General features: G+C 60.0%; 13 protein-coding genes. 6 read left to right on the top strand and 7 right to left on the bottom strand.

Annotation, left to right across the window (positions count from 1 at the left end; translation table 11 throughout):
* Positions 1 to 155: 155 nt before the first annotated feature.
* Positions 156 to 2,006: a DUF2264 domain-containing protein gene (locus ACMUVN_RS32925; protein ID WP_029867890.1), complete on the top strand. Its 1,851-nt coding sequence runs from the start codon at positions 156 to 158 to the stop codon at positions 2,004 to 2,006.
* A 25-nt stretch (positions 2,007 to 2,031) separates the two neighbouring features.
* On the opposite strand, the gene ACMUVN_RS32920 is transcribed toward ACMUVN_RS32925, so the two are convergent.
* Complete coding sequence (locus ACMUVN_RS32920; protein ID WP_029867891.1) at positions 2,032 to 2,538, bottom strand: HIT family protein; 507 nt, start codon at positions 2,536 to 2,538, stop codon at positions 2,032 to 2,034.
* A gap of 319 nt (positions 2,539 to 2,857) precedes the next feature.
* Here ACMUVN_RS32920 and ACMUVN_RS32915 point away from each other — a divergent pair, with 319 nt between their 5' ends.
* Entirely contained in the window at positions 2,858 to 3,121 is a 264-nt protein-coding gene (locus ACMUVN_RS32915; RefSeq protein WP_029867892.1) for a hypothetical protein, read from the top strand.
* Between the two features lie 42 nt (positions 3,122 to 3,163).
* On the top strand, positions 3,164 to 3,433 hold the full coding sequence (locus ACMUVN_RS32910; RefSeq protein ID WP_029867893.1) for a hypothetical protein: 270 nt from the start codon (positions 3,164 to 3,166) through the stop codon (positions 3,431 to 3,433).
* A 107-nt stretch (positions 3,434 to 3,540) separates the two neighbouring features.
* On the opposite strand, the gene ACMUVN_RS32905 is transcribed toward ACMUVN_RS32910, so the two are convergent.
* The 4 genes from ACMUVN_RS32905 to ACMUVN_RS32890 all read right to left on the bottom strand — a co-directional run bounded on the left by ACMUVN_RS32905 (position 3,541) and on the right by ACMUVN_RS32890 (position 4,948).
* A complete protein-coding gene (locus ACMUVN_RS32905; RefSeq protein ID WP_029867894.1) occupies positions 3,541 to 3,960 on the bottom strand; it encodes an HD domain-containing protein in 420 nt (139 codons plus the stop codon).
* Between the two features lie 5 nt (positions 3,961 to 3,965).
* On the bottom strand, positions 3,966 to 4,289 hold the full coding sequence (locus tag ACMUVN_RS32900; RefSeq protein ID WP_063473576.1) for a DUF2934 domain-containing protein: 324 nt from the start codon (positions 4,287 to 4,289) through the stop codon (positions 3,966 to 3,968).
* A gap of 54 nt (positions 4,290 to 4,343) precedes the next feature.
* The gene (locus tag ACMUVN_RS32895) at positions 4,344 to 4,550 is read right to left on the bottom strand and encodes a hypothetical protein (RefSeq protein ID WP_029867896.1); all 207 of its coding nucleotides are present in this window, start codon (positions 4,548 to 4,550) and stop codon (positions 4,344 to 4,346) included.
* Between the two features lie 107 nt (positions 4,551 to 4,657).
* Complete coding sequence (locus tag ACMUVN_RS32890) at positions 4,658 to 4,948, bottom strand: hypothetical protein (RefSeq protein WP_029867897.1); 291 nt, start codon at positions 4,946 to 4,948, stop codon at positions 4,658 to 4,660.
* 358 nt (positions 4,949 to 5,306) lie between these two features.
* On the opposite strand from ACMUVN_RS32890, the gene ACMUVN_RS32885 reads away from it, so the two are divergent.
* The 3 genes from ACMUVN_RS32885 to ACMUVN_RS32875 all read left to right on the top strand — a co-directional run bounded on the left by ACMUVN_RS32885 (position 5,307) and on the right by ACMUVN_RS32875 (position 7,713).
* Entirely contained in the window at positions 5,307 to 5,621 is a 315-nt protein-coding gene (locus ACMUVN_RS32885) for a co-chaperone GroES (RefSeq protein WP_029868431.1), read from the top strand.
* Between the two features lie 153 nt (positions 5,622 to 5,774).
* On the top strand, positions 5,775 to 7,403 hold the full coding sequence (gene groL / locus ACMUVN_RS32880) for a chaperonin GroEL (RefSeq protein WP_029868430.1): 1,629 nt from the start codon (positions 5,775 to 5,777) through the stop codon (positions 7,401 to 7,403).
* A 52-nt stretch (positions 7,404 to 7,455) separates the two neighbouring features.
* Complete coding sequence (locus ACMUVN_RS32875; RefSeq protein WP_029868429.1) at positions 7,456 to 7,713, top strand: hypothetical protein; 258 nt, start codon at positions 7,456 to 7,458, stop codon at positions 7,711 to 7,713.
* Here ACMUVN_RS32875 and ACMUVN_RS32870 read toward each other — a convergent pair.
* Positions 7,694 to 8,443, bottom strand: a complete 750-nt coding sequence (locus tag ACMUVN_RS32870) for an SDR family oxidoreductase (protein ID WP_029868428.1) — start codon at positions 8,441 to 8,443, stop codon at positions 7,694 to 7,696. The genes ACMUVN_RS32875 and ACMUVN_RS32870 overlap by 20 nt on opposite strands.
* A complete protein-coding gene (locus ACMUVN_RS32865; protein ID WP_029868427.1) occupies positions 8,436 to 9,185 on the bottom strand; it encodes an SDR family NAD(P)-dependent oxidoreductase in 750 nt (249 codons plus the stop codon). Before ACMUVN_RS32865 ends, ACMUVN_RS32870 begins: the two co-directional genes overlap by 8 nt.
* Between the last annotated feature and the right edge of the window lie 80 nt (positions 9,186 to 9,265).

The raw sequence follows: 9,265 nt of genomic DNA, 5'->3' as shown, positions 1-9,265 counted from the left end.
CCCCAAATCTTCCCCCAACCCCCGCCGGCCGCCGCGGGTTTCACTCAATGGCCCGCGGGCTTGCCGCCCATAATGTCGCCGAAAACATTTCGCGCCGGCCGGGGGAATTTTCGGCCCGCGGCCGATCCTGTTTTTCATGAATTTCGAGCCTGACAATGATATATGATCCCGCCCGGGCCAATCCGCTCTTCGGCAATCCGCTGAAGACCCGCGACGACCTCGCCAAGGCCGTCATCGATCTCTTCGAGCCGCTCCTGCCGTATTTTTCCGAAGGCGGCGCCCGTGTGCGCCTCGGTGCGGCTGGCGCGATCTTCGACCGGGCGGCGGCGGATCTGGAAGGATTTGCACGGCCGCTCTGGGGCATTGTTCCGTTCGCTGCAGGCGGCGGCGCGTTCCCGCATTGGGACCTCTATCGGCGCGGGCTGGCGAACGGCACGAACCCCGCTCATCCCGAATATTGGGGCGATCTTGCCGACCGCAATCAGCGGCTGGTCGAGCTCGCCGCCGTCGGTTTCGCGCTGGCACTTGTCCCCGAACACATCTGGAAACCGCTCAGCGATAGCGAGAAGAAGACCGTCGCCGCCTACCTTCTCAGCGCGCGCGAACTGGAATTCATCGACAACAACTGGAAATTCTTCCGCGTCCTCATCGATCTCGGGCTGGAGCGCGTTGGTGTCGCCTTCGACCACGGGAAAACCCTTGCCTATCTCAACGAGTTGGAAGCCTTCGACCTCGGGGAAGGCTGGTATCGCGACGGGCCGGTGCGTCGGGTCGATCATTACATCCCCTTCGCCATGCATTTCTACGGCTTGATCTATACCGTGCTGGCGCGCGGCGACGAAGCGCGCAAGGACCGCTTCCGGGATCGCGCCCACACCTTTGCCGGGGATATCCGCCACTGGTTCGGCCCCGATGGCGCAGCCCTTGCCTTCGGCCGCAGCCAGACCTACCGCTTCGCGGCCGGTGGTTTCTGGGGCGCGCTTGCCTTTGCCGGCGTCGAAGCGCTGCCCTGGGCCGAGATCAAGGGCTATTACATGCGCCATATCCGCTGGTGGTCGGCGATGCCGATTGCCGAGCGCGACGGCGTTCTCTCCGTCGGCTACGGCTATCCCAATCTCTTCATGAGCGAGAGCTACAATTCGCCCGGTTCGCCCTATTGGGCGCTGAAATTCTTCCTGCCGCTGGCTCTTCCCGGGGATCATCCATTCTGGACCGCCGACGAGGCGCCGCAGCCGGAATTTCCGGAGCCGGTTGCGTTGAAACCGGCGGGCATGGTCGCCATGCACACGCCAGGAAACGTGGTCGTGCTCTCCTCCGGACAGCAGCATGACAAGATGCTCGGCGCAAACGAGAAATATTCGAAATTCGTCTATTCCACGCGCTACGCCTTCAACATCGAAGCCGACGACCGGAATTTTGCCGCCGCAAGCTTCGACGGCATGCTCGGCCTCTCCGACGACGGCGTCCATTTTCGCATGCGCGAAACTATGGAAGAGGCGCTCATCGCCGACAATCGCCTCTATTCGCGCTGGCGCCCCTGGAACGATGTCACCATCGAAACCTGGCTGCTTCCCGAAAACCTCTGGCATATCCGCATCCACCGCATCGCCACGCCGCGCGCCCTCAGCACAATCGAGGGCGGCTTTGCGATCGAACGCGCGGACTTCAATGCCGACCGCTCCGATGCAGGGGAAGGCCGAGCCGTCTGGTACGGACAGACCGATGTCAGCGCGATCGTGGATCTATCGCCCGATCCGAGGGCCGGCCATGCGATGAGCCCGATACCAAATACCAATCTCATCCACGCCAAGACCCTGCTGCCGCAGCTGCGCGGCGAAATCGGCCCCGGAACCACCGTGCTCGTGACCGCGGCAATGGCATTGCCCAGCCGCGAGAACTGGGCAAAAGCGCTCGATAATCCGCCCGCCTGCCCTCGCCTCGAAGAGGTGGAGCGGCTCTTTCGCGAGAACGGCGAGCGGGTGCCGGCATTCGCTCTCCAGTCATAGCCTGGGATTGGGGGAACAGGAGTGACTATCGTGCGGTCAACTCGGCACGGTATGCTTCTGCGATGCACTGTGCCAACTCTGCCATTTGATCGTCAGGTATGTGCAGGACCCCATTCTCCGCCATCAGCGCATGGTATTGCTGCTCTTCGAGAGGCACGCCTGAAGGCAAGGGAACGACATGAAAATGCAGGTGACTATTGGCTTGCTGGCTGCCGAGCGAAAGTACATAAATTCGCTCGGCGTCGAACACGCTTTTGAGGGCGCGCGACAAGACATGCACCTTGCCCTGTAGTCGAAGATATTCATCCTTCGACATGTCTCGCGCCAGATCCTCACGGTGCTTCTTCGGACAGACAAGGCAATAGCCGGGTAACGTGGGATATTTGCTCAGGAAAATGATCGTCTCATCGTCTTCAAAAACGCGATGATGAAAGAAGGCGGGGTCGTTCTTGAGCAAGCCGCAGATAAAGCACGGCCTTGTTCCGATGTCGTGGACATAGGCTTTGAGATCAAATGGCTGGCGTTCGATCATTCCAAACCTCTGCCATCTCGCACGCGGCGTATCCTATTGTCAGATTGATGCGACAATCGGAGGGAAGTCAAATTGACCAAGTCATTAGCGCCAATGACACTCGCTGACTCCGGAACCGTCACCAAAGCTATTGCAAAAACCCAATGCGCGCCCGACGCCGCCGTCGCATAACATTTTCGAATTACTCAATAGTTATATTTACATCTCCAACTAATGAATAAGAAAAACCCACTCTTCGCAACATTGCTGTAATGAAATCCGGCAAAGCGCAACAGCATACTTAGCTTTCAGTTTTCCGAGATCTTGAGAGGAGGACACAATGCCTACCATAATGATCTGTCACGACGTCAAGGACACGAAACACTGGCTCGCTTCACCCATCCGCAAACAGGTATTGGAACCCATCGGCGTCACGAACATTCGTACGTTTACAGACCCGCAAAACTCCAACCGCGTCGGTTTGGTCATGGACGTCGCAGACATGGAAAAGTTGATGGCCTTCATGCAGACCAAGGCAGCCGCCGATGCGATGGCGAGTGACGGCGTCTTGCCCGAGACCATGATGTTCCTGGTTCAATCGTAATAGCCATCCACGAGACTTGGAAATGCAATCGGGGAGGATGATATGACGACATTATTCGTGAGGCACGAGGTCTCCGACTACGCCGCCTGGCGCAAGGTATATGATGCGTTTCATCAGGTTCAGAAGGCCAATGGGGTGACAGCGCAAGCCGTCTATCGCGCCATCGACAACCCGAACGATATTACCGTCACCCATGAGTTTGCGACGTTTGAAGCGGCTCAGGCGTTCAGCAAGCTGGACGAACTGAAGACGGCGATGCGCACGGGAGGCGTGCTCGGCGTCCCGACAGTGTGGTTTACCAACAAAACATGAAATGAGGCACAAAACCTTCGCTGCACCAGCGGAAGTCAGGTTACGGTCGCCATCGGCCCATTATCGATCTTGGCGGCCAGGCGAACTGCGCAAATTTGTCCGAGCTCCTATTGTCGGCTCTTGATGTCGCGCAGGAGATCCAGGCCGCGCTGGTACTTTTCGGTGTTCTTGCCGGTCTGTTCGGCCTGCCGGAGATTGTCTTCGAGATCGGCCTGCTTGACCGGCAAGGCCAGCGGGTTGGATGCCGCGCGTCTGACGAAGTCGTCGTCCGGCTCGTCCGGCCGCCGTGTCAGAGCGTCCACGGCGGAGATGATCGCTGGCGCAAAGCCATCTTCCCTCAGCCTGTCGAGCGTCCAGCCGCTTCCTTTCTCGACCACGTCATGAAGGTAGGCGATCGTCCGCCGCTCATCGCCGGAAACGAGAAGTGCGACCCGCTGGCAATGTTCGAAGAACGGCCGGCCGGTCTTGTCTGCCTGACCTTCATGGGCTGTAAGAGCCACTTGGATGGCATGGTCGAGATGCTGCATGGCGATCACGGGCCCTCGGTCTTCCCGATCTTCTGTCGGGAAGGCTTCTCGCCCGTCGTCATCTCGATGTCAGGGACGGGAACCGCCGCGGCCTGGACAGGCGTTTGTCGCCGATCGAAATCGCCGCTCTCGCCGGCGCCTTGGAGCAGTGCTGCATCATCCCTGTCGTCTTCATCGAGCAGGTTCTGCAGTGTTTCATGCTCATCCTCGCCCGCAAGTTCATCACAGGCTTGCAGCCAGTGACGCTGGTCGGCGCCGTCCGGGCGGCCTTCGGCCTCCCAGATTTCGTAGGCACGGCGACGTATCTGCTCGTGCTTGTCTATCGCCATGATCTCCTCCAAGCGCATTTAAATAAGCCGTCCGAAGAACAGGCCCAGCCACTTTCACGGCGTGTTGATGGTTGGAAGAAAATCCTCCACCCGTTTGTGCTCGTCCTTTGAAAGCGTCTCCACCCGTTCCTTCCAGAAGCGTTCGGCCTCCCGGGCAGTTTCCAATGCCCTCTTGCGATCGGCTTCGGTCCGTTCGGTGTCGGCGGAACGCGCGTCGTCGGTCCCGCTCTCGGGCGGCACGGTGGATTTGACGGTCATCATGGATCACCCTTCGATGTTGTGATCCAATAACCTTCGCAAGCAGTGAGAGTTCCGCGTGGGTGGCGATTGATTTGAGCGCGCGATCGAGCCGCACGCGCCGGCGGCAATCAATGAACGGCCATACTCACCATTCGATAGGGGTGCACGGCCTCGAACTGCGAAATCATCGCCGTCGCCTGCAGCAACACGAGCTCGGCATTGTCGGGATCGTCACGGGCCAGTTCGTCGGCGTTGACGCGGATCGCTTCAGCCATGTTGTTGGACAGTGCCGCAAACTGCATGTTGCCTTCGACAAGAGCCTCACGCGCCGTATCCTCCAGCGTGCGAGCGATATCGACGAAGATTTCCTCACGTTCCTCAATGCTGAGGTCTCTGATTATATTGGTCTTTTCTTCCATGTCACTCACTCCAAAAGACGTGGGACGGTGATCGAGCTCGTCAAGCCTCGATCATGAGACAGTTGGGAATGTCAAATTCCGGATTCAAGCCTCGATGCGGCTTGAACGCGCATTCGACACAGTGTCATCCACCTTGTAGTCCGAACGCGGGAGCCGATTTTCTGTTCCCTGCAATACGTTAGCACTCGCCGGTGGGGAGTGCTAATTTTTCTCTCATTCCCTCTTGAAATTGCAGTGCCGTCGAACCAGATCAGTCGCGCAAGGCGCGCTCGTGCGGAACCTTGCACCCGCCCCGGATTGGTCATCCGGTCCGGCCCGGGGGGAGCAACATCATCACTGTTTGTCGATGGAGGAAGACATGTCGTTCCGACCGCTTCATGATCGCATTCTCGTCCGCCGGGTCACGTCAGAGGACAAGACCAAGGGCGGCATCATCATTCCCGACACTGCCAAGGAAAAGCCGCAGGAAGGTGAGGTCATCGCCGTCGGCCCTGGTGCACGCAACGATGCCGGCCAGATCCAGGCGCTCGACGTCAAGCCCGGCGATCGCATCCTGTTCGGCAAATGGTCCGGTACCGAGATCAAGATCGATGGCGAAGACCTGCTGATCATGAAGGAAAGCGACGTGATGGGCGTCATCGAAACCCAGGGCGAACAGCAGCAGGCCGCCTGAGGTCCCTGCGAACATTCGTCAACGCTGGAGCGCTTCAGCTTGTCGTAGAAAAGCAGAACAGCTCCAATATTTTATTTCTGACGCAATTCCGAACGGAAAACCGCTTCGCACCTTTCCCGGAATTGCTCTGGCTGCCTATGAAGGAGTGAGGACATGGCCGCTAAAGAAGTCAAATTCAGCACCGAAGCCCGGGAGAAGATGCTGCGCGGCGTCGACATCCTGGCCAACGCCGTGAAGGTGACGCTCGGCCCGAAGGGCCGCAACGTCGTGATCGACAAGTCCTTCGGCGCGCCGCGCATCACCAAGGACGGCGTCTCCGTCGCCAAGGAAGTCGAACTCGAAGACAAGTTCGAGAATATGGGCGCCCAGATGGTCCGTGAAGTCGCCTCGAAGACCAGCGACATCGCCGGCGACGGCACCACGACCGCAACGGTGCTTGCCCAGGCGATCGTCAAAGAGGGCGCCAAGGCCGTCACGTCAGGCATGAACCCGATGGACCTGAAGCGCGGCATCGATCTCGCCGTCGGCGCCATCGTTGCGGAACTGAAGGCCAACGCCCGCAAGATCTCCAACAATGCCGAAATCGCCCAGGTCGGCACGATCTCCGCCAATGGCGATGCCGAAATCGGCCGTTTTTTGGCGGAAGCCATGGAAAAGGTCGGCAATGATGGCGTCATCACCGTCGAAGAAGCCAAGACCGCCGAAACCGAACTCGAAGTCGTCGAAGGCATGCAGTTCGACCGCGGCTACCTCAGCCCCTACTTCGTGACCAATGCCGACAAGATGCGGGCCGAGTTCGAAGACCCATATATCCTCATCCACGAGAAGAAGCTGTCGAACCTGCAGTCGATGCTGCCGGTTCTCGAAGCCGTCGTCCAGTCCGGCAAGCCGCTCCTCATCATCGCTGAAGACGTCGAAGGCGAAGCTCTTGCAACCCTCGTCGTCAACAAGCTGCGTGGCGGCCTGAAGATCGCTGCCGTCAAGGCGCCTGGCTTCGGCGACCGCCGCAAGGCCATGCTCGAAGACATCGCCATCCTCACCGCCGGCACCGTCATCTCCGAAGACCTCGGCATCAAGCTCGAATCCGTCACGCTCGACATGCTCGGCCGTGCCAAGAAGGTGTCGATCGAAAAGGAGAACACCACGATCGTCGACGGCGCGGGCGCCAAGTCCGACATCGAAGGCCGTGTTGCCCAGATCAAGGCCCAGATCGAAGAAACCACCTCCGATTACGACCGCGAGAAGCTGCAGGAGCGTCTTGCCAAGCTCGCCGGCGGCGTTGCCGTCATCCGCGTCGGCGGCTCGACGGAAGTCGAAGTGAAGGAAAAGAAGGACCGCGTCGACGACGCGCTTCATGCAACCCGGGCGGCGGTCGAGGAAGGCATTCTGCCGGGCGGCGGTGTGGCGCTGCTGCGCTCCGTCAAGGCGCTCGACAACCTCAAGACCGCCAATAGCGACCAGCGTGTCGGTGTCGACATCGTTCGCCGCGCGCTCGAGACGCCGGCGCGGCAGATCGCCGAAAATGCCGGAGCGGAAGGCTCGGTCATCGTCGGCAAGCTGCGCGAGAAAAGTGACTTCGCCTACGGCTGGAACGCTCAGACCGGCGAATATGGCGACCTTTATGCGCAGGGCGTCATCGATCCGGCAAAGGTTGTTCGCACCGCGCTGCAGGACGCGTCCTCCATCGCCGGTCTTCTCGTCACGACGGAAGCCATGATCGCCGAGAAACCCAAGAAGGACGCGCCGCCGCCATTGCCCGCCGGCCCCGGCATGGATTTCTAACACATCTGCCGGCCCGCCGGCCTCGCTGGCGGGCCTTTCGAAGGGACTAGAGATGGTTCAAACGATCAAAAACCGATCGCAGGTACCGCTGGACTCCCGCGATCTTGAAACCTGCCAGCACGTCTTCGACAAGCTCCGCGCCGATTACACGATAGCAAGAGACAGCGATGAAGCCGAACGAATGGCGAGCATCATCATCGAGATCTACCGACAGGGCGTACGCGACCCCAATCAGCTGCAATCGATGGTCGAGGCGGCCCGCGGTCTCTTCGAAACAAGCGAGCGCCCGCCTACGGCTCGGGAAATTTGACCATGGTGCCGCCGCCGGTCGCCTGGTCCGTCGGGAAGACTTCGATCCGCGACACGTCGACGAAGACGGGAAGCTCGATGGCGTTCGAGATGATCGAGGCGATGTGTGAAGGCTGGATCGGACGGTAGCCGTCATAGAGCAGCGTCCGCGCCTGATTGCCCGCCATTGCGGTTCGATAAAGTTCCGTCTGGACGCGGCCCGGCACCACCTCGGTCACCCGAACGGAGGTCCCGAGCAGGTCGCAGCGCAAATTGTCGCAAAACAGGCTGAGCCCGGCCTTCGACGGGCCGTAGGCCGCCATATTCGGATACGGCGCCTGGCCGCCGCTCGAGCCGATATAGATCAGGTGGCCGCGCTTTCGCTCAACCATGGCAGGCAGGAATGCACGGGTCAGCTGCATCGGCGCCTTGAGATTGATGTCGATCATGGCATCGATCTCGGACGGTTCGATCTCGCTGAATGTCGCCCGCGTCGAGAGAATGCCGGCATTGTTGATCAGGATATCGACCTCAGTTCCGTGAAGCTGCTTGACGATTTCGGCGGTATCGCGCACATCGGCCCGGACCGGCTTCGCCCCGCTTTCCCCAGCGAGTTCTTCGAGAGCCTCGGCGTTTCGGCCGACGGCATAGACCGTCAGCCCCATCTTGCATAGTTTGCCGACGGTGGCGCGACCGATGCCGCTCGTCGCGCCGGTGACCAGGGCGACCCGATAGGGCAGCGGCTCAGACATAGATGTAGCCTCCGCTGACGACGACGTTTTCGCCAGTGGCATAGGTGTTGCGGCTCGATGCCATCATGACGATCCATTCCGCCATTTCGACCGGCTCGGCCGCGCGGCCAAGGGCGCTGGCTTTGGCCAGCTCCGGCAGGAATCCGAGCTCCTTGGCGCGATCCGTCGCGAAACCGGCGGGCGCTACGGAATTGACAAGGATCTGGTCCTTGGCGCATTCCTGGGCAAAGGATTTCGTCAGACTGACGACAGCCGCCTTGGTTGCGGCATAATGCGCATTCTGGGGATGAGCCTTGAAAGCATCGACCGAGGTCACATTGACGATCCGCCCCGTAACCTCGGGCGCGTTCACGTGCTGGCGCATATGAAGAACGGCAGCCACCATCATATGATAGGTACCCTTCACGTTGATCGCATTTTCGAGGTCCCATTCCTCGTCGGTGATCTCGAGGATAGGACGTCTCGGATAGATGGCGGCGCTGTTGACGAGCACATGGATCCGGCCGAGCTTGCCGGCGATCTCGTTGAACCCACGATGAGCCGTTTCCGCCCGGGAAATGTCGGCAGCGGCCGTCGCAACCTCGGCGCCGAGAGCACGAAGCGCCTCGGCCGAAGAGGCAAGCAGCTGCTCATTGCGATCGATGAGCCCGATCCTGGTCGCCCCATGCGAGATCATCAGCTTGGCCGTCGTCAAGCCGAGTCCGGAAGCGCCGCCGACGATGATTGCGGTCTGGTTCTTCAAAGTTCCACCTCAGTGTTTTGCGTTGCGCAGCTGCCATTGTATGTTATCACTTATATGCCAAGCTTGACAAAGCTCAAGTG

This window comes from Rhizobium sp. IY2, from assembly GCF_047532935.1.
GTDB classification, from domain to species: domain Bacteria; phylum Pseudomonadota; class Alphaproteobacteria; order Rhizobiales; family Rhizobiaceae; genus Rhizobium; species Rhizobium anhuiense.
The sequence above is the reverse complement of the archived record's forward strand: the minus strand, read 5'-3'. Positions and strand labels throughout refer to the sequence as shown.